A 17,980-nucleotide genomic window follows, 5' to 3' on the forward strand; every position below is an offset into this window, starting at 1 on the left:
TAACCTTCTTTACATGATTTTTGTGGTGAATTGATTGTACAACACGAGGACAGCAGTTGTCCTTTTTGTGTACAAAAAAACTGGCATTGATTTTTTATCAATACCAGAAAGTGTATACCCCTTTTTTGCTACTTAAATTTTTTACTTTAATACCAGTTCCGCTTTACAAAATTTTTTCATATTATCCCAATCAATTTCGTAGCCTAGCCCAGGGCGATGAGGAACATTGACGTAAGTTCCATCTAGTTCAACTACTGGTTTGATAATATCTTGATTATAATAACGAGTTGAGGCAGCGATATCATTAGGAAGTGTATATCCTTGGAGAGTGGCAATTGCAATATTTTCCGCTCTTGCCACTCCAGAATCTAGCATCCCGCCACACCAGCATTGAATACTATGCTTACTTGCATATTCCTGAATTTGTTTTGCTGCTCCTAGTCCGCCAACCCGAGCAACTTTAATATTAATAATCCGACCACTACCTAATTGAATCATTTTCTTAGCATCAGCTAACGAAAGAATGCTTTCATCCAGACAAATTGCTGTCTTTAATTTGGATTGAAGTTGTGCATGATCGACTAAATCGCCCGGTTCCAACGGCTGTTCAATCATGAGTAACCCCAACTCATCAAGCCGTTGTAGCATCGGTAGATCTTTTAAGCGGTATGCCGAATTGGCATCAGCCATCAGCATTGCTTCCGGGAACTCGTTCCGGACAGCTTTAATGAACTGATAATCTGCTCCCGGTTTTATTTTCATTTTTATTCGCCGATAGCCATCATTGAGATAGCCGCGAACCGTTTCAACTAATTTCTCTGGTGAGGGTTGAACGCCAATACTAACCCCAACTTCAACTTTTTGTTTGTCTCCGCCTAGTGCTTTTGCTAACGGAAGCTGAAGCCGTTTAGCATATAAATCCCAGAGTGCACAATTTACACATGCCTTACTCATATTATTTCGCCGAATATAACTAAATAGTTGATAAATATCATCTGGATGATTAATGTCATGGCCAACAACTTTGGGTAATAATTGTTCTTTTAATAAGTCCCATGCTCCTGAGCGAAATTCTTCATTATAAAATGGAACATCAAAAGCTGAACACTCTGAATATCCACAATTGCCATCCTGATCCGTCAACTCTAAGATAATCGTGCGCTTATACTTAATTACCCCGAAGCTAACCTCAAAAGCGTTCCTTAAGGGAAAATCAATTTTAAATAATCGTGCCTTTTCAATTTTCATCTCATCACTTTCTCCCTGCTAGTTTGCCTTTTTACCATGGATAGTTAATGAAGCAACAAATGCCAGTAATGCAAAGAATGTTAATACCAAGAAGGCTGCTGTATAGCTATGAGTACCTTGGATAACAAGACCAATTAAAATCGGTGCTAAGAAGCCTGCAAGTTGTCCACCAAAATTAACTACCCCAATTGAAGCCCCGTAATTTGTTTTTGCAACTAATTGTGCCACAAAAGCATAGGAGGCAGCGAAACCAATTGATTTAGTAAAGTAGGCTAGTACTTCAAAGGTAATCACCCCAGTCAAGCTTAATGAATGAAACATCCCATACATGAATACCATAGTTACTAGAGCTGAAAGAGAAATTAGCCATTTCTCGTGACCGGTAAAGAACTTAACCATGATGAATCCGGCAATAAATGATCCAATCCCTGCCGTAATGGAAGGAAGAGGAACTAGCCAAGCAATTCCTTTTAGATTAATATGACGTGCTTGAAGAAGATAAGTAGGCATCCAAGTATCTAATCCCTTTGTAATCACGCTAAAGCCAAACACAACTACTGAAAAGCTTAATACTCGCCAGTCAAACTTTCCTTTAACCTTTTGATTTCCTGTATCATAATCTGGAATTTCACGATTTAATGGTCGCTCGAAGAAATAATAGAATGCCAAATAAACAAGGCCTAACACCCCAACGACATGAAACGCACCACGCCAACTTAACAGGGCAATCAAGGGAGCTACAATAAACGGTGCTAGTGCATTCCCAATATAATTAGATGAAATAGCAACCAACCGCGGATGCTTGACCACGTTTATTTTCTGGGAATGCCAAGCGGACCTGTTTCATCGCTGCTGACGGATATGAGCCTTCACCAATTCCAAACAGAACCCTAATAATAATCAGTGAAGTAAATGACCAGGCAAATCCTGTCATCACGGTAAATACTGACCAGGCTAAAAGCGAGAGCACCGTCATCCATTTAGTGCCAAAGCGGTCAACAAGCCAACCACCTGGAACCTGCACTAATGAATAACTAAAGAAAAATGCTGAGCCGACTACTCCTAATTGGGCCGGAGTTAACGTAAAGCTTTTTCCAACATAAGCAAGTGCAATATTCATTGCGGAACGATCAATAAAGCAAATAATAAATCCTAGAAAAACTAATACTAGTGTTCGATACGACTTCGGCCTTTCATTCTGGCTCATTAAATGTTGTGATTCATCCATAAGGTAACCTTCTTTCCACTATTTAGAATTTAAATTTCGACAGAGGTAAGTAATAATTTTTATTCCATCAAGAAAAGCATCAATTGTTATATTCTCATTTGGTGCATGGTTATGCTGATCATAATTTGCCAATGGAATAGTAAATGGCGGAATCCCGACAATATCTTTCCAAATATAATTAGGCACACTGCCAGGCATTACTGGCTCAATCAGTGCTTTACCGGTGGCTTCTGTAATTGTCGAAACCAGCCGAGGGATTAATGGGTTACTGGCTGCAATTTTTACAGGATTAAGCTTAACCAAGTACTTAATTTGGATTTGTTCCTCATCTAATTCCGCTTTAAGCGTGTTATCAATTAATTTAATTACCTCATCACATGTCTGGTTGGCAACCAAGCGGCAGTCAATAATTGCAGTTGCTTTAGCAGGAATAATTGTTTTTACCCCGTTACCCTCATAGCCACTACTCAAACCATTAATTGTCATTGATGGTTGAAACATCAGCCGATAGTAATAATCAAATTTATTCTTATAAATTGGTGCTGGAATATTGTCCGGACTTGGCAGAGCGTTTAGCCACTCTCGTTCTTGGCTGCTTGGCTCAACCACTCCTTTATAAAATTCCTTAATTCTACATTGACCAGTTAGCGGGTTAATTAGCTTATTTAAAACCCATATAAGTTCAACGGCCGCATTCTTACTAACATTGCCAAAATTCCCTGAATGCAGAGCACTTTCGTTAGTCCTCACTTCTAACCTAAACGATAAGACACCCCGGTTTCCTAATCGCAAAACATGGTCTCCTGATTGACTCATTGATCCATCCATTACAAAAACTGCTGAAAGGTTATTTAAGTATGGATCTTTCAATGTGCGAACTGTTTGAAGAAGGTGCGGACTTCCAATCTCCTCTTCACCCTCAATGAGAATTCTGGCTGTAAAAGGTAACTCCCCATATAATTGCTGATAAACATAAAAGCCACATATTTGTGCCATTAATTGACCCTTATTATCGCCAGTACCGCGACCATACAAGCGACCATCACGCTGAGTTAATTTGAATGGTTTTACTTTCCATTCAGTCAATTTCCCTGGTAACTGAACATCATAATGCCCATAAAACAAATATTCATTATCCTTCCCTGGAGAAAGGGTTGCGATAATAATTGGATTACCAGCCGTTTCAATAATCTCAACTTTCGCATGAATGAGTTGTTCTAAAAGTTCTTTCAAGAATTTAACCGTTGCTTGAATTCCTTCTCCTGTTTGACTAAGACTTTTTTGACTTACAAAGTTAGCCAATAGATTAATAAACTGCTGCTGATTTTTCCTCACATAGTCATCAATCGTCATTTCATCACCTCCAAAATTATAATATAATTAGAATATTCTCATTTATTTTTAAAATCCAATATTACTTTTTATGTAGTTAATAACAAAATTGCTATGAAAGAGGTAACAAAGATGAACTTAACGCAATTGAAATACTTTACCGAAGTCGTCAAAACAATGAATATGACAAAAGCAGCAACTAAATTACATGTTGCTCAACCATCTATCAGTCGCAGTATTCGGGAGTTGGAGAACGAATTAGGCGTTTCGTTATTTATTCGTCAAGGGAAAAAGTTAATCTTGACCGCTCAAGGTAATTATTTTTTTACGGTAGTTAATCGGTCATTCAATCAACTACGGTTAGCAAAGGAAAATGTGAAGGCAATTCACTCACTTAACAATAAAAAAATCACTATTAAAATGTGTGAAACTACTCCCTTACTGGTTTCGTTTCTCAAAATAATTCATAATAAATATCCCCAAATTAATCTTCAATTTATCCAAAGTAAAATCGATAACGATCCTCGGCATTATGATTTTCAGCTTGTACCTCTACCGGTTCCCGAGCAACATAACGAATTGTTACTATCCGAAGAAGTCTTTTTAGCAACGAGTAAGAAAAATCCACAGTCCACATTTCAATTGGAAAAAATTAACCAACTACCCCTAATTGAAATGAATGAGTCACCATTTGCCGACTTTATCCAACGCTTTCTTTCTGCACAAAGAATAGATCCTCAGGTTGTCTTGCGAACAGGAGATCGTAATCTCATGATTAATTTAGTAGCTCAGGGCTATGCTTCATGCTTTGTTCCTGAGTTATCCTGGAACTGTACAACTAACCTTGAAAAGATTTCATTACATAGAATTGGGAAGAATGGCTTTCATAGAAGGATTTATCTCTCCTATCCCTATGGGCCAAGAACAAGTATCCAAGAGCAAGTTGCAACGCTCCTTCTTAATTACTGTCATTCCTTAAAAAAAGACATAGTTTCCCCAAGTTAACTGAAAAGGAAAAGGTCAAATATAAGAAGCTAATCCTTATTACTTAAATAAAGGACAGGCAATGAATGCACAAACGGCCCCCAGTGCTCGGCAAATCCGAACTCTGGAGACCGTTTTTCATTATTGAGAGATTAAAATTATTGTTGCTGAATAGATGATAATTCCTGATATTGTTTCATCATCCAGTCTGTATAAGTCATCTTTTGACTTGGCTTTGTTTCAGTTACCTTTAAAACTGGAACATGATTCTTTTTAGCAAGCTTAACAAGATTATCTACAACATGATCACTTGCTTGTGTATTATCAACAAAGAAAGCAATTTGGTGGTTCTTGATTGCAGTCTGAATTTGAGCAATATCTTTAGGTGAAGGATCGGTTCCCTCTTCAATTGCCTTTTCAAAGTGTTGATCCATTACTTTATAACCAAGGCTTTCCAACGCGTAGTCAAATACTGGTTCACTTACCGCAACTTCCTTCTTTTGCGGATTTACTTGGCTCTTAACTTGGGCAATCTTTTGGTCAAGTTGATCCAATGATGCAATATACTTTTTAGCATTCTGCTGGTAGTAGTCAGCATGTTGAGGATCAATTTTACCATAATCCTTAGCTAACTTATTAGCGAGTTTCTTCATGGTATTTGGTTGATACCAAATATGTTCGTTGTCACCAACTTTTTTACCCATCAGGGAGCCAACGTTAACCACCTTAATGTTCTTCTTATTATCACTAGATTTAACCAGCCTATTCATCCAATGATCATAACCGATCCCATTTTCAATCACGACATTCGCTTGTTCAACCTGTGAAGCCTGCTTGATTCCTGGGTTATAGTCATGGGGATCAATCGAAGAATTATTAATAAAGGAAGTCACCTTCCCTTGATTACCAGCAACGGCTTTGGCAACTTCACCGTAAAAGTTAAGCCCTGTGACTACCTTAATTGATTTTTGACTACTAGCACTTACTGTATGGGTCATCACTAACGGCAAAATTAATGTTAATGATAACCCAACTATTACAAGTCTCTTAAAAAAATGCTTCATATTTTTCCTCCTTAATCGTAATAATTACTATTTACGACAATAAATATATTAAACACTCCTTACTAAAAATGCAAGCCTTTTTTAACAAGCAACAAAAAAGGTCTTAGTACTAAGACTTTCCTAATACTAAGACCGTTTAACCTTATTGGACCGCTTTAATGTTAATTACCGAATTATCACCGTCATTTGACTCCAAGCGAAGAAGGTTCGCTGCTGATTCATTTTGCTGAAGGTCTTCAGTTCCATGGTCAACCCCATCGAGTTTATTATCACCGTCATCAGTATGGAGAATAAAGCCATCGGCATGTGAAGTAATCACCTTATTGTCACCGTCATCCGTTTTTACCGTGTAGTGTCCCTTAAAGATTACTCTGTTACTAGTGAAGTCACCGTCGCCAAGAGTTGTCTTTCCTCCAGTCACCGTGAGATTATTATAAACAACGTCACCATCAGCAACGTTAACATCCATGTTCTCCAAATCAACATTTGTAATACTCAAATTGCCATCAGCAACATCAAGTTTTCCGGCTAATTTAGTCCCCCTAGGCACTGTAATAATAATGGTATCGTCTCCATTATTGTAGGAAAAGAATGTCCCACGACCCTCACCTTGATGAATGGTTGCGGACTGATTAGTTACCGTAACCTTAGGAAGTCGAGCATTACTACCTTGGTAACTAATCGCAAATTTTGATCCTGTCTTGATTAAAACATTAGCACTTGAACTAGTAAGATTAACTCTATTAAACTCTTTAGCTGTGCTTAATTTTTTAGTAACTTGTTTCTCAATTACTGGGGTAGCTCCCTCAAAACTAATATTTTTCATTCCGTGACCAGCAAAGCCAACTACCATTAAAACAATCCCAATAACAAGTATTCCTAGACCAATCTTAAATGTTTTTTTCATGCTTCTCAGCCTTCCTTTGAAGTAGTTTTTGGTAAATATACTTAGCTAAATTAGCAATTGCCTGTGCTAACCAGCGAATTATCCAATATCCTACGGGGATACATAAGAGTAAAAACCCGATCATTGTTACCCCAATTCCGGCATACAGGATCCCCGTCATTGGTGCAGCAGCAATAACTCCAATTCCTGAATAGATCATTACCCCGCTACCAAAAATCAAACCAACTAGTGTTCCTAATATTCCCACACTAACCCCAAAGACAGCTGCTAAGGCGCAAATAAGTACAATTAATGCTCCCAGACTTAACACAAACGTAATTGGCGATGTAATGATTGCAATAACTACTAACCAAAAGACCCGCCAGTTGGAACGGGGTGATGCTGTATGACTGTTCTTAATTTCCTCATTATTAGCCTTAATTGAGTAATCCGCCAGAATCTTATGACTTAGTTGTCGGGGATTTCCTAGCTCCTTAATAATCTGCTGGTAATTATCATAACCAGCATCCTCAATATATTCATTATAAAAATTTAACGCGTCCGTTCTTTCTTCAGTAGTTAATGGCGCTAAAAATCTTTTCAATTCTGAAATATACTTTTGGCGAGCATCCATTATTTTTCTCCACCCTTCTGATAAAAAATCTGATCCAAGTTTTGCTTATACCCTTCCCATATTCGCAAGATTTCCTGTAATCTTTGTTCACCAATTTCTGTTATGTGGTAATAACGTCGGTTTCTCCCTTGAAATGGCTTATCATAAGTTGTCAAATCGCCATTCTTTTTTAAACGGCGAAGGACCGGATACATTGTCGACTCCGAAACATCAATCACATTTTTCACCTTTTGCGTTAATGCATAGCCGTAATAATCGTCTTGTTTCAGAATTGCTAAAACCAATCCATCAAGGAGTTCAGCTGTTATTTGAATCTTCATTTATCCTTCCTCCTTAATACATCTAATATTATATAGGATATAATATTGGATGTAAATATAATAATGAATATTTTTAAATTTGATTAAATTTATCACTGATTATCAGATACACTATAATCTTGTTTGATAAAATATAACTTACCTAATAAGTAGTTAACAAAAAGGAGGACCATATGATTAAAGAATTTAAGGACTTTATTGCGCGCGGAAACGTTGTTGATATGGCCGTCGGTATTATTGTCGGTGCTGCATTTACGTCGATCGTAAAATCATTAGTAGATAACCTTATTAATCCACTACTCGGTATCTTTGTCGGTAAGATCGATCTCTCAAACCTTACCTGGACAGTTGGTGAAGCTCAATTTAAGTATGGAAGCTTTCTCAATGCAGTCATTAATTTTTTGATCATCTCCTTTGTGGTTTTCTTGATGGTCAAAGCAATTAACCGTTTTCGAATAAAGAAAGATGAAGAGCCGGCTGAACCAAGCGAGGAAGTTCAGTACCTGAAAGAAATTACTGAACTACTAAAGGAAAAAAAGCATAACTAAAATCGAACCTGCCGATGAAATTATAACTTTCATTGGCAGGATTTATTATTTTTATTATTTACTTATTATTGGATTTACGGCAACTTTCTTGTTAATATAACTTAAAGGGGGTAGTAATAAGTGAGGTGATTATTGGCAGGACTTCTGAAGATCTACCTATATCGTTAACTGCAAAGGAATCCGTACTACCCACGTTGATTTACTAATTAAATATCAGCAATTATTTTCTAAGGTTAGCTCTTATTAAATAAAGGCATTTAATTAGTATTCACTTATTCCCTTCACTAACCGGTATTGGCTAAAATTTTATTCTTGTTTAACATGTAACTGCTGGTCTTGTTTCATTCGCATGAATTGTAAAGGAGAGATGCATTATGTTTAACACTATTTTCTGGATTTTAGCTATTTGGTTCGTTGTTAACGTTATTTGGATGTGGTTCCAACTCGACAACCAAACCCTTCAAAAGACATTTGCTTGGATTAATGTCTGTGCTGTCTTCATTGGATTCTGGGTTTACTATGGAGTAACCCACGATGCCAGCATGCTAAATGGCTGGTTCGTTGCCTTGAATTGGATCAACATCGTTCTTGCCGCTATTCAATTCTACTTTGGCTACCGGATTGTTACTACTCACCACACTCACCCGGCAAACTAGTTTAATTGATGGCACGGCGATTAGCTGATTTGTTCACTAAAAAGGACGTAACGAGGAAGATTTTCCTGGTTGCGTCCCTTTTTCGATCTTAATAAAATAATGGTTCACTACTTTTGTGCCCGAGCCATTGCTTCTTCATAATCCTTAGTTCCAACAAAGACTTCATGAGTGTAAGGGTTGATCCCCATACTAGTAGCCCGCTTCCAAATAATAGCAAAGACCACAACGTTAATTGCAAGTGATAGGATCGCAATTACGCCCATCATTGTCGGATCAGCAGCTCCTGGATGAACTGCTGGATTCATTACACCGTTCTTGTACAGAACAGGTAAAACTGAGAATCTTCCACTATCCTGAAATTCTGGAATTACTTGAGCAAACATACACCAGATTGCTAGCGTATTTGCCCGGTTTTGAATCCAACCACCCTTGTTCCAAATGGCAGCCGCAAATGTTGGTGCAAGCAAAAGAGCAACACCACAGTACCATGAATGAGTTGGAAGGTTACTATAAGTATACTCAAAGTTCCAAACGTCATAGGCGAGAATAAATAGCCAAATCATGTCAGGCCACAACATGTCGTCCTCATTCTTTGAGGAATAAATTCCCCACCAACCGGTCATACAGAAAACATTAATAATTCCGGCAATACCATTGAGGACATTCCACCAGCCACCGTAAAGCCAAACACCTTCAGAAGAAAGCCACCACTGACTTCCAGTAGTTTGTAACGCATTCATTCCCCGAATAGCTGATTCAAAGTCGCTCCTCACAGTGATAAAAATATTAATTGCAACAATTACAAACTGGAAGCACTTAAACCAGTATGCTTTTCCCAATTTACCCCAATGATATTTAAGGATCATAAACCCGATACAGCCAAATGTTGCAGCGTATAACTTCGCATAGTGAAACCAACTATTCATATGGACATAGGTCTGGTTATGTAATGCCCATGCCTGTCCTTGAGCAGCACCAATATAAATTGCTGTGAAGTAAATCGTCAATGCAATCGGTAAGACAACGAAGAAGAACAGGCCACCAGCTCTACTCCGCCGTGCTATTTCATTTGTGATAGTCAAACAAGCAAATACTAATACCCAACCGAATAATTACCAACCTGATTGGCTACCATAAATTTGAAATAACATACTATCTCCTCCCTATAATGTATGTTAGCGGTTATATAGAACCTACTTTTATTTTCTAAAAGGATACTAGAGATAGCAAACTCATTTCGGGATATTTGTCTTATAAGACAACATTTTTAAACAAAAAAAGAGGCTGAACATAATTGTTCAACCCCTTCCTTCGTTTATTTGAAGTTAGACTACTTAAGGGTAACAGTAGCACCAGCGGCTTCAAGCTTTTCCTTGATGTCGTTAGCTTCGTCTTCCTTAACGTCTTCCTTGATTGCTGAAGGAGCACCGTCAACAAGGTCCTTAGCATCCTTAAGGCCAACACCAGTGATGTCCTTAACAGCCTTGATAACCTTAACCTTAGCAGCACCTGGTTCAGTCAATTCAACAGTGAAGCTGTCCTTAGCAGCAGCAGCGCCACCAGCGGCACCTGCAGCTGCAACTGGAGCAGCAGCAGAAACGTCGAATTCTTCTTCGATAGCCTTAACAAGATCGTTAAGGTCAGAAATTGATGCTTCCTTTAATGAAGCAATGATAGCATCCTTATCAAAAGCCATGATTATATTCCTCCAATATTTAGGTAATTAATTTTGATTTGATAATATATGGTAATACGACAATTATGCGGCTTCGTCTTCCTTGTCGGCAACGGCCTTGACTGCACGAGCAATCTTCCGCATTGGGTCTTGCAATGCAGATGCAAGCATTGACAACAGATCTTCACGACTAGGCATAGTAGCGTATTCGTTAATTTCATCGAGAGTCTTAACTTTCTTTTCGATGAAACCACCCTTGATTTCAAGAGCGTCGTGGTCATCGGCAAAGTTCTTTAAGATCTTTGCTGGAGCAATTGGGTCTTCGTCAGAGAAGGCAACAGCAGTTGGGCCAACAAAAGTGCTCTTAAGATCTTCGTAGTCAGTACCTTCAACGGCACGGTCAAGAATCTTGTTCTTGATAACTGACATCTTAACACCGGCGTCACGAAGTTGCTTACGTAAATCAGTAACTTCGGCAACAGTTAAACCACGGTAGTCAACAACGATAGCTGATTCGGCATTGTTAAGTAATTCAACGGTTTGCTTAACAACTTCAGCCTTCTTAGCAATAGCTGCTTCACTCATGAATTTTCACCTCCTGCAATGTAGTTTGACCGGATTTATAAAAAAATCCCTATGACCGCAGACATAGAGAAGGAACTTAATTTCTTCCTCGGCAGGCTATATCATTAAGGCTTTCGCCACCTGAGTCTTAGGCAGAGTCATATTTAATCAACTGTTGTAGTATAACATCTCCCTTAATCCTTGTAAAGAACAATTTAGCATTATTCATCAGGGACCAGGAATTATCCCCAAGCTCACCTTAGATTAGTTTTGTTGTACAATTAACTTACTAACTTACTTCAAGGAGTACCGATTTATGAAAGACTATGGTCTATTACTTGTTAACCTTGGCTCTCCCGCTGAGCCAACCACACCAGCAGTTAAGAACTATCTCCGTCAATTTCTCGGGGATCACAACGTTGTGGAAATGCCACCTGCACTTTGGAAACCGCTTTTAAATGGTATTATCCTTCCGATGCGGTCTTGGCGCTCCGCAACATTTTATCGCGATTGTTGGTTAAAAAACGGCTCTCCATTAATTGTTAATACTAAAAAACTAACTGCTAAGGTTCAGCAAATGCTTCCTGAGTGGTCAGTTAAAATGGCAATGACTTATGGCAAGCCAAGCATCAGCGACACCCTCCGACAAATGAAGCAGGAATGTAAACATATCATCGTTCTTTCCCTATTCCCGCATTTCACTAAGAGCACAACCCAATCCATTATTGAACAAGTCCAGGCTGTTGATCCAACTTTACCAATTATTGATCGGTTCGCTGACGATCCACGATACCTCACCGTTCTTAGCAAGCACATTCAAGAAGCTTGGGACAACGGAAATTACGACATGTTGATTATTTCTTATCATGGTATTCCCGTTTCAATGGTTAAGCACGGTGATCCATACCAGGATGAAACTGAACGAACTACAATCGAACTAAAAAAGCGGCTTACCATCCCCAAAAATCAAATTGAGATGGCTTACCAATCTAAATTCGGCCCAATGCCCTGGCTAAAACCTTATTTAAAAAACCGTCTACTCCAGTTAGTTCAACTTGGCAAGCGGAATATCTTAATCGTTGCTCCATCATTTGTTACTGATTGCTTAGAGACGATCGAAGAAAATTCAGTTCAAAACTACCAAGCATTCCGTGAAAATGGCGGTAATACTCTTGATGTTGTCTCATCTCTCAATGATGACTCCCGCTTTGCTGAATTTATTGCTGATCTCGCTAAGGAGCAACTAAATTAATGAAAAAGAAAAGCTTAGATGAAATCAACGGAAGCGTCAATGTCCCTACTGTCTATGAATCAGCATTTTGGCAAAAATTCCTTGCGTATAGTGGCCCAGGCGCGCTTGTTGCCGTTGGTTATATGGATCCTGGTAATTGGCTAACTTCACTGGCTGGTGGCGGACAGTATGGCTACACGTTGTTAAGCGTCCTCTTCGTGTCAATTATCGTTGCTATGATCATGCAGTCGCTCTCAATTCGCCTCGGTGTTGTTACAAGGACTGATCTAGCTCAAGCGATCGCTCAACGAGTCCCTAAACCAGTGCGAATTAGCTTATGGCTATTAAATGAGCTTGCCATGATGGCAACAGATTTAACTGGGGTAGTTGGAACTTCGATTGCTCTCTACCTTCTTTTCCACCTTCCGTTAATTGTCGGTATCTTCCTAACCGTTGCGGACGTCCTGATTGTGCTTGTCTTTTTACGCTTTGGAATTCGTCGGGTTGAATTTATTGTTCTGACAACAATTCTTGGCGTTGGCATAATCTTTACAATTGAAGTTTGCCGGGCACACCCGAGTTGGCTTGCAATCCTTAATGGCATTATTCCCCAATCAAAAATTATCACTAACCATTCAGAGCTGCTTATGAGCCTTGGAATCATTGGAGCAACAATTATGCCCCATAATATTTATCTCCACTCGGCGTTAGCACAAAGTCGGCGATACGATGAGCATGATCCAGCACAGGTTATTGAAACGCTTAAATTTGCTAACTGGGATTCAATCATTCACCTTATTGCTGCCCTGATTGTTAATGCTCTCCTTCTTATTCTTGGCGGAACCCTTTTCTTCCACACCGCAACATTAAATAGTTTGGCAGATGTCTTCTACGGACTGAAAAATCCTCACATTGTTGGTGCGCTATCTAGTTCCGTTATGAGCTGGTTATTCGGTTTTGCACTTCTAATCACAGGGTTAATTTCATCAATTACCAGTACTTTAGCTGGTCAAATCGTTATGGAAGGTTACATCAACATCCGTCTTCCGTTATGGAAACGCCGCTTACTTACCCGTTTTGTAACCCTAATTCCGATTGTTATCATCGATTGTTTAATCCGCTTTAACGAGCAACAATTTGAACAATTAATCATTTATGCCCAAATAGTTCTCAGCATTGCACTCCCGTTTACCCTGTTCCCACTTGTTGCCATCACGAGTGATCAAAAATTAATGGGAAACCATGCTAGTCCTACTTGGCAAACAATTATTGAATATGCTCTTGTCCTCCTATTAACTGGCTTAAATATCACAGCATTGTTCTAAGGAGAAAGTAATGAAGAAAAAAACGTTAACATTAATTAGTGGGATCGTCTGTTGGTTACTATTTAGGATATTTCTAGTTGGTGTTATCCAGAATGCACACTGGATTAATCAAGTGGATCGTTTTGGTTATCAGTTAACCCAGCCCACTTCCCATTTAAAAACGCAAATCATGATTGCCCTAACATACTTTGGAGATCCAATCATTATTCAAGTCCTTACCATTTTCCTTGCGCTCTACCTCTGGTGGCAAGACAGGTTCAACGAGAGTTTATGGTATGTACTTCTTCAATTTATTGGTTATTCACTAGTTATTTTGACTAAGTATAACGTTCTTCGCGCTCGCCCAAGTAATAAGCTTTTCCCGGCTAACAGCTATAGTTTTCCTAGTGGGCACACTTTCGCTACAGCAATCTTTGTTTTTACTCTGCTTGCCGTGATTCTTCCTTACCTTCACTTTCAAGGAGCAAGAATTGGTGTAACCATAATATTCTTCCTCTGGATTATTATAATTATGGTTACTCGAGTTTATCTCCGTGACCATTTTACAAGCGATGTCATTGGCGGTCTCTTACTGGCAAGTGGCTGGTGGCTAATCACCACGACGTTTCGTCACCAACTTTCCCAATGGCTGATCAAACCTATCACAAGAATTCAAAGGAGAAATTAAGACAAAAAAAGAACTCAGAAGAAGAATCCTTCTCCTGAGTTCTTTTTTAGGTCAGGGCGGTATGTGGGATTCGAACCCACGCGTGCCGGACCCACAAACCGGTGTGTTAACCAAACTTCACCAATACCGCCATAATGACTCCACAGAAAATAATATCACATATTGGTTCAGTAATACAATAAAAATCAAAAAGACTTTGTAATGGTTACTAATTTAGTATAAATTAGCACCATCCAAAGCCTTTTTAATCAGGAACATCATCATTTGCTGTTAAAAGAATTAATCAGTATTTTTAGTTACTTTTCTGCCTTTTTACTTACCTGATCACTTTCTGCCATTAATTTCTTAACTTCTGGAGTCCATGAATCTTTCCGAATTCTTACAAACCAGAATGGCAAAAGAATTAATACTGCACTAATAATTGCAACAATGATAAAGTCCTTAAGTGTTCCTACAGCGAACGTTGCAACTAGGGCAATAATAATGGTAGCAATTAAAATCAGTGCAACTAACCATGCTACAAAAGTATTACCAACCTTAAATGGTCGTTTCAAATTTGGCTGTTTAATCCGTAATTTAATGAACCCGATTGCCATAAAGATGTAAACAGCACAATAAAGAACAGTAGTAGCATTAACTAATTCCAAGAATGCCGAATTAATACCGGGAATTAGTAAGTAAACAAGTGCAAAGAAAGAAATGATTGATGCTTGAGTGATTAGAATAGCATGCGAATCACCAAAGCGATCTGTCTTCCAGAACTTAAACTTAGGAGGATACAATCCCTTCTGAGCACTTGAAATAATGGTCTTACCTGGACCTGATGCCCATGCAGATAATTGAACACTAACACCGATGAAAACTAAAATACTAAATACATTAGCAATCCATGATGGTAAGCCCAAGATTTTATCATATACGATAACTGGTTGCACAATGTTATTGAGATCAATTTTGCTTGACGAAACAACTGATGCTTCAAGGAACCCGTTAACGATGTTAAGGAAGAACATGAAGACTAATGTAACTAAAACACCAATTGGGTAGTAAGATACCTTTTTAATCCGCGTAATATAAACAGAGGACATTTCAATTCCCGTATAAATGAAGATAATTGGTGAGAAGAAAGTCAGTGACTTCATGTCTGTAGGATCTGGTAACAATTTACCAGCTGAGAAGTTACCTAGAATTGATGAAGGGTGAATTCCAGATTTAATAACTGCCCAAATTCCTAAAACAGTCATTATAACTAGTGGAATATAAATCCCAGCCCAAGCACCTATTTGACCAGTAATCTTCGCCATATCAAATTTCATGTTAAGGAAAGTAATTATCCAATACACAACTAAAATAACAATTAACGTAAAAATGTTGTTATTACCAAGACTTTCTCGGTTAATTGCAGTTGCTAAAAGCGGTGGCAAAGCTGAGGCAACCATAACCATCCCTGGGAACATTTGAACCCATAGTAACCAAGAAGTGGCAAAGCCATAACTTCCTCCTAAAGAGTTACTAACCCATAATTCTGGCCCACCTTTTTCAGGAAAGGCACTACCAAATTCACCGGCAATTAGGCAAATTGGCAAAGCGAATAGTAGACTAGCTACTCCCATATAGAAGAACATGGTCCATCCAGAACCAGCTACATCAGGGATATTACGAATACTTGCCGCCAAAGCAACCGTCATTCCAATAAAAGTTATGAGGCTAACCTTTGACGTTTTACTTTTCATACGATAAACTCCCCTCTAATAATTAAAGAATTTCATTTAGCTTCTTTTCCATTGACTTAGCGATACCTTTTGAGTAGAAGTCGAAGAGTTTAGTATCATTTAAGTAAGGTGTCATAATAGCAGCCCGTAACAATGTCACTGCGCCAACTTTATTCCACTCGTCTTCAGAAAAACCAATCCGCTTAATAAATGGAACTGGTGAATCACCATACGTATCTTTTCTAAAGATAGTATGAGATGTTATGAAGCGATTAGAATAAACATGGCTATCATAAATTGATGAGAAGTTAAACATCTTTTCGTTTAATTCGTTTGTCTTCTTTAGACTAGTTTCACCGTTAATCTTTAAAACCCAATCAACCATATTGAAGTCTGGGTTATCAAGAGGATATACGTCAACTTCCTTACCCTTAACATTAAACTTTAACTTCTTAAGGAAGTCACGGAAACGTTGAGCAGTTTCAATAGAAGAACCAATTAAACGACCATAGCCAGTTACATTAAGTGGCAATGTCCGGTGAGCAGCCCAAACAGCGGCAGCAGTAGCACCAGACTTCGAACCACCAATAATATAAGAACCAAGCATATCTGGAGCTTCAGCAGTTTTCTTTTCGAAAACATAAGGAGCAAAGTAAGAAATAACATTTCGCATGCTTTGGTACTTAATAGCAATTCCACCAGCTGAATATGGAACGTACCCCATCTTATGAGGGTCAATAGTTACTGATTCAGCATCCTTGATTGCTTTGAAGCCACGATATACATGCTCAGAAATACGAACTGGGTAGTTGAAGACGTGGTGCTTCTTAAGCATATCTGCTAATTGATCGTATTCAACGAAATTGCCATTTTCATCCTTAAACAGTGCACGACCATAACCACCATAAGCAGCATCGACGTGAAGATAGAAGTAAACACCTTGCTTCTCCATTTCTTTACGGAACTTAACGATCCGATCAACTTCATCAACTTGACCTTCTTCAATGGTTCCGACAACGGCAACTACTCCGAGAATTGGGGTCTTTTCGGCAGCTAACTTCTTAATCGTATCTTCTAGGATATCAATATTCATCCGAAAATCGCTCTTTACCGGAATTTGAATCATTTGATCAAGACCAACACCAGAAATATCAAGAGCTTTAAGCCAAGAATAGTGTTTAGTATATGGAACAATAAACTTCCCAAGTTTTTGAATATTCTTACCGCTTCGTGATGAATGAGCCTTAACAGCATTAATTTCATCTGGAGTAAGTGTTGCTAAAATCTTAAGAACCTTTTCAACTGACATATTAAGAAGTTCCCAATCGCTTAAGCCTTTAACTTTATCAGGAACTACTTCCTTAAAGGCTAATGGCATTGACTTGAATTGCCGAGCATACCATAATCCTTCAAGATTAGCCATTGAACCATCATGAGTAATGTGACCCCAGCCATCTTTATAATCAAATAGCTTGGCAAAGTCTTCACCGACTTCCGATTCCATCTTTGAAGTAGCAACTGATGATTCCAACGCAACGTTATTACTGTTCCATAACATGGCATAACAATATGCTAGCATGGCTGGCATCAATGTATCAGAGTTCATTTGACCCCAATAACGACCAGCTGACATCCAAGGAATAGTACCTGGACGTAACCGTTGATCAAGTTCAGTTAACACTTCATGTTGACGACGCAATGAATCTTGATATTCTTTCTTTGTTTGATCACTGTCAGTAATTGCTGGAATATCTGAAGGAATATAATCTTTCCGCCAGCCTAAATGATTGGTGACTAATCGTTTTAATTCATCCATATAGACTGAGCCGTTTTCTGATTTATCACCAATAAATAGTGATTTATAATTCATATCTTCACTCATTAGTTATTCTCCTTCCAGAATAGC

Annotated in this window: 18 protein-coding genes, 1 tRNA gene, 1 pseudogene and 1 other annotated feature; of the genes and pseudogenes, 6 read left to right on the forward strand and 14 right to left on the reverse strand. The window is 38.5% G+C overall.

Annotated elements, in window-relative coordinates; translation table 11 throughout:
• Positions 1 to 141: 141 nt before the first annotated feature.
• The 4 genes from menC to HUK45_RS02820 are packed head-to-tail and all read right to left on the reverse strand — an operon-like array spanning position 142 to position 3,829.
• Positions 142 to 1,248: an o-succinylbenzoate synthase gene (menC, locus tag HUK45_RS02810; RefSeq protein WP_191910998.1), complete on the reverse strand. Its 1,107-nt coding sequence runs from the start codon at positions 1,246 to 1,248 to the stop codon at positions 142 to 144.
• Positions 1,249 to 1,266: 18 nt separating this feature from the next.
• On the reverse strand, positions 1,267 to 2,058 hold the full coding sequence (locus HUK45_RS02815; protein WP_328797132.1) for an MFS transporter: 792 nt from the start codon (positions 2,056 to 2,058) through the stop codon (positions 1,267 to 1,269).
• Positions 2,021 to 2,476 carry an MFS transporter gene (locus HUK45_RS09730; protein ID WP_328797134.1) on the reverse strand — a complete coding sequence of 152 codons (456 nt, stop codon included), beginning with the start codon at positions 2,474 to 2,476 and terminating at the stop codon, positions 2,021 to 2,023. Before HUK45_RS09730 ends, HUK45_RS02815 begins: the two co-directional genes overlap by 38 nt.
• Before the next feature lie 18 nt (positions 2,477 to 2,494).
• The gene (locus HUK45_RS02820; protein ID WP_191910999.1) at positions 2,495 to 3,829 is read right to left on the reverse strand and encodes a M20/M25/M40 family metallo-hydrolase; all 1,335 of its coding nucleotides are present in this window, start codon (positions 3,827 to 3,829) and stop codon (positions 2,495 to 2,497) included.
• Positions 3,830 to 3,940: 111 nt separating this feature from the next.
• On the opposite strand from HUK45_RS02820, the gene HUK45_RS02825 reads away from it, so the two are divergent.
• The gene (locus HUK45_RS02825) at positions 3,941 to 4,813 is read left to right on the forward strand and encodes a LysR family transcriptional regulator (RefSeq protein WP_191911000.1); all 873 of its coding nucleotides are present in this window, start codon (positions 3,941 to 3,943) and stop codon (positions 4,811 to 4,813) included.
• 137 nt (positions 4,814 to 4,950) lie between these two features.
• Here HUK45_RS02825 and HUK45_RS02830 read toward each other — a convergent pair whose 3' ends face one another.
• The 4 genes from HUK45_RS02830 to HUK45_RS02845 form a co-directional block, all read right to left on the reverse strand.
• Positions 4,951 to 5,856 (reverse strand): metal ABC transporter solute-binding protein, Zn/Mn family, encoded by a 906-nt coding sequence (locus HUK45_RS02830; protein ID WP_191911001.1) that lies wholly within the window; start codon positions 5,854 to 5,856, stop codon positions 4,951 to 4,953.
• Between the two features lie 142 nt (positions 5,857 to 5,998).
• Positions 5,999 to 6,763, reverse strand: coding sequence for a DUF4097 family beta strand repeat-containing protein (locus tag HUK45_RS02835; protein WP_191911002.1), 765 nt, complete (start codon positions 6,761 to 6,763; stop codon positions 5,999 to 6,001).
• Positions 6,747 to 7,376, reverse strand: coding sequence for a DUF1700 domain-containing protein (locus HUK45_RS02840; RefSeq protein WP_191911003.1), 630 nt, complete (start codon positions 7,374 to 7,376; stop codon positions 6,747 to 6,749). The genes HUK45_RS02835 and HUK45_RS02840 overlap by 17 nt, the downstream gene beginning before the upstream one ends.
• Positions 7,376 to 7,696, reverse strand: a complete 321-nt coding sequence (locus HUK45_RS02845) for a PadR family transcriptional regulator (protein WP_102168625.1) — start codon at positions 7,694 to 7,696, stop codon at positions 7,376 to 7,378. Before HUK45_RS02845 ends, HUK45_RS02840 begins: the two co-directional genes overlap by 1 nt.
• A gap of 173 nt (positions 7,697 to 7,869) precedes the next feature.
• Here HUK45_RS02845 and mscL point away from each other — a divergent pair, with 173 nt between their 5' ends.
• On the forward strand, positions 7,870 to 8,244 hold the full coding sequence (gene mscL, locus HUK45_RS02850) for a large-conductance mechanosensitive channel protein MscL (RefSeq protein WP_191911004.1): 375 nt from the start codon (positions 7,870 to 7,872) through the stop codon (positions 8,242 to 8,244).
• A gap of 374 nt (positions 8,245 to 8,618) precedes the next feature.
• The gene (locus HUK45_RS02855) at positions 8,619 to 8,900 is read left to right on the forward strand and encodes a hypothetical protein (protein WP_102168623.1); all 282 of its coding nucleotides are present in this window, start codon (positions 8,619 to 8,621) and stop codon (positions 8,898 to 8,900) included.
• A 107-nt stretch (positions 8,901 to 9,007) separates the two neighbouring features.
• On the opposite strand, the pseudogene HUK45_RS02860 reads toward HUK45_RS02855, so the two are convergent.
• The 3 genes and pseudogenes from HUK45_RS02860 to rplJ all read right to left on the reverse strand — a co-directional run.
• Positions 9,008 to 9,997 (reverse strand): annotated as a pseudogene (locus HUK45_RS02860) (DUF5692 family protein); the annotation flags it as partial.
• 233 nt (positions 9,998 to 10,230) lie between these two features.
• The gene (gene rplL, locus HUK45_RS02865) at positions 10,231 to 10,596 is read right to left on the reverse strand and encodes a 50S ribosomal protein L7/L12 (protein ID WP_191911005.1); all 366 of its coding nucleotides are present in this window, start codon (positions 10,594 to 10,596) and stop codon (positions 10,231 to 10,233) included.
• A 63-nt stretch (positions 10,597 to 10,659) separates the two neighbouring features.
• Positions 10,660 to 11,160, reverse strand: coding sequence for a 50S ribosomal protein L10 (gene rplJ / locus HUK45_RS02870; protein ID WP_102168620.1), 501 nt, complete (start codon positions 11,158 to 11,160; stop codon positions 10,660 to 10,662).
• Positions 11,161 to 11,191: 31 nt separating this feature from the next.
• Positions 11,192 to 11,310, reverse strand: a sequence feature (ribosomal protein L10 leader region).
• 145 nt (positions 11,311 to 11,455) lie between these two features.
• Here rplJ and hemH point away from each other — a divergent pair.
• Genes hemH through HUK45_RS02885 form a run of 3 tightly spaced genes read left to right on the forward strand, consistent with a single transcriptional unit; the run spans position 11,456 to position 14,362 of the window.
• Positions 11,456 to 12,391 carry a ferrochelatase gene (gene hemH / locus HUK45_RS02875; RefSeq protein ID WP_191911006.1) on the forward strand — a complete coding sequence of 312 codons (936 nt, stop codon included), beginning with the start codon at positions 11,456 to 11,458 and terminating at the stop codon, positions 12,389 to 12,391.
• Positions 12,391 to 13,695 (forward strand): Nramp family divalent metal transporter, encoded by a 1,305-nt coding sequence (locus tag HUK45_RS02880; protein ID WP_191911007.1) that lies wholly within the window; start codon positions 12,391 to 12,393, stop codon positions 13,693 to 13,695. Before hemH ends, HUK45_RS02880 begins: the two co-directional genes overlap by 1 nt.
• 10 nt (positions 13,696 to 13,705) lie before the next feature.
• Positions 13,706 to 14,362 (forward strand): phosphatase PAP2 family protein, encoded by a 657-nt coding sequence (locus tag HUK45_RS02885; protein WP_191911008.1) that lies wholly within the window; start codon positions 13,706 to 13,708, stop codon positions 14,360 to 14,362.
• A gap of 55 nt (positions 14,363 to 14,417) precedes the next feature.
• Here the strand turns inward: HUK45_RS02885 and HUK45_RS02890 are convergent.
• The 3 genes from HUK45_RS02890 to HUK45_RS02900 all read right to left on the reverse strand — a co-directional run bounded on the left by HUK45_RS02890 (position 14,418) and on the right by HUK45_RS02900 (position 17,956).
• Positions 14,418 to 14,492, reverse strand: a tRNA-His gene (locus tag HUK45_RS02890).
• Between the two features lie 166 nt (positions 14,493 to 14,658).
• Positions 14,659 to 16,095, reverse strand: coding sequence for an amino acid permease (locus tag HUK45_RS02895; protein ID WP_191911009.1), 1,437 nt, complete (start codon positions 16,093 to 16,095; stop codon positions 14,659 to 14,661).
• Between the two features lie 22 nt (positions 16,096 to 16,117).
• A complete protein-coding gene (locus tag HUK45_RS02900; RefSeq protein WP_191911010.1) occupies positions 16,118 to 17,956 on the reverse strand; it encodes a pyridoxal-dependent decarboxylase in 1,839 nt (612 codons plus the stop codon).
• Positions 17,957 to 17,980 lie beyond the last annotated feature (24 nt).

Source organism: Limosilactobacillus urinaemulieris (assembly GCF_014838745.1).
GTDB lineage: Bacteria > Bacillota > Bacilli > Lactobacillales > Lactobacillaceae > Limosilactobacillus > Limosilactobacillus urinaemulieris.

What these genes read in the sequence shown, in the direction of transcription:
- menC (WP_191910998.1), bottom strand. Translation starts at nt 1,248, where the DNA reads ATGAAAATTGAAAAGGCACGATTATTTAAAATTGATTTTCCCTTAAGG.
- HUK45_RS09730 (WP_328797134.1), bottom strand. Translation starts at nt 2,476, where the DNA reads ATGGATGAATCACAACATTTAATGAGCCAGAATGAAAGGCCGAAGTCG.
- HUK45_RS02820 (WP_191910999.1), bottom strand. Translation starts at nt 3,829, where the DNA reads ATGACGATTGATGACTATGTGAGGAAAAATCAGCAGCAGTTTATTAAT.
- HUK45_RS02825 (WP_191911000.1), top strand. Translation starts at nt 3,941, where the DNA reads ATGAACTTAACGCAATTGAAATACTTTACCGAAGTCGTCAAAACAATG.
- HUK45_RS02830 (WP_191911001.1), bottom strand. Translation starts at nt 5,856, where the DNA reads ATGAAGCATTTTTTTAAGAGACTTGTAATAGTTGGGTTATCATTAACA.
- HUK45_RS02835 (WP_191911002.1), bottom strand. Translation starts at nt 6,763, where the DNA reads ATGAAAAAAACATTTAAGATTGGTCTAGGAATACTTGTTATTGGGATT.
- HUK45_RS02840 (WP_191911003.1), bottom strand. Translation starts at nt 7,376, where the DNA reads ATGGATGCTCGCCAAAAGTATATTTCAGAATTGAAAAGATTTTTAGCG.
- HUK45_RS02845 (WP_102168625.1), bottom strand. Translation starts at nt 7,696, where the DNA reads ATGAAGATTCAAATAACAGCTGAACTCCTTGATGGATTGGTTTTAGCA.
- mscL (WP_191911004.1), top strand. Translation starts at nt 7,870, where the DNA reads ATGATTAAAGAATTTAAGGACTTTATTGCGCGCGGAAACGTTGTTGAT.
- HUK45_RS02855 (WP_102168623.1), top strand. Translation starts at nt 8,619, where the DNA reads ATGTTTAACACTATTTTCTGGATTTTAGCTATTTGGTTCGTTGTTAAC.
- rplL (WP_191911005.1), bottom strand. Translation starts at nt 10,596, where the DNA reads ATGGCTTTTGATAAGGATGCTATCATTGCTTCATTAAAGGAAGCATCA.
- rplJ (WP_102168620.1), bottom strand. Translation starts at nt 11,160, where the DNA reads ATGAGTGAAGCAGCTATTGCTAAGAAGGCTGAAGTTGTTAAGCAAACC.
- hemH (WP_191911006.1), top strand. Translation starts at nt 11,456, where the DNA reads ATGAAAGACTATGGTCTATTACTTGTTAACCTTGGCTCTCCCGCTGAG.
- HUK45_RS02880 (WP_191911007.1), top strand. Translation starts at nt 12,391, where the DNA reads ATGAAAAAGAAAAGCTTAGATGAAATCAACGGAAGCGTCAATGTCCCT.
- HUK45_RS02885 (WP_191911008.1), top strand. Translation starts at nt 13,706, where the DNA reads ATGAAGAAAAAAACGTTAACATTAATTAGTGGGATCGTCTGTTGGTTA.
- HUK45_RS02895 (WP_191911009.1), bottom strand. Translation starts at nt 16,095, where the DNA reads ATGAAAAGTAAAACGTCAAAGGTTAGCCTCATAACTTTTATTGGAATG.
- HUK45_RS02900 (WP_191911010.1), bottom strand. Translation starts at nt 17,956, where the DNA reads ATGAGTGAAGATATGAATTATAAATCACTATTTATTGGTGATAAATCA.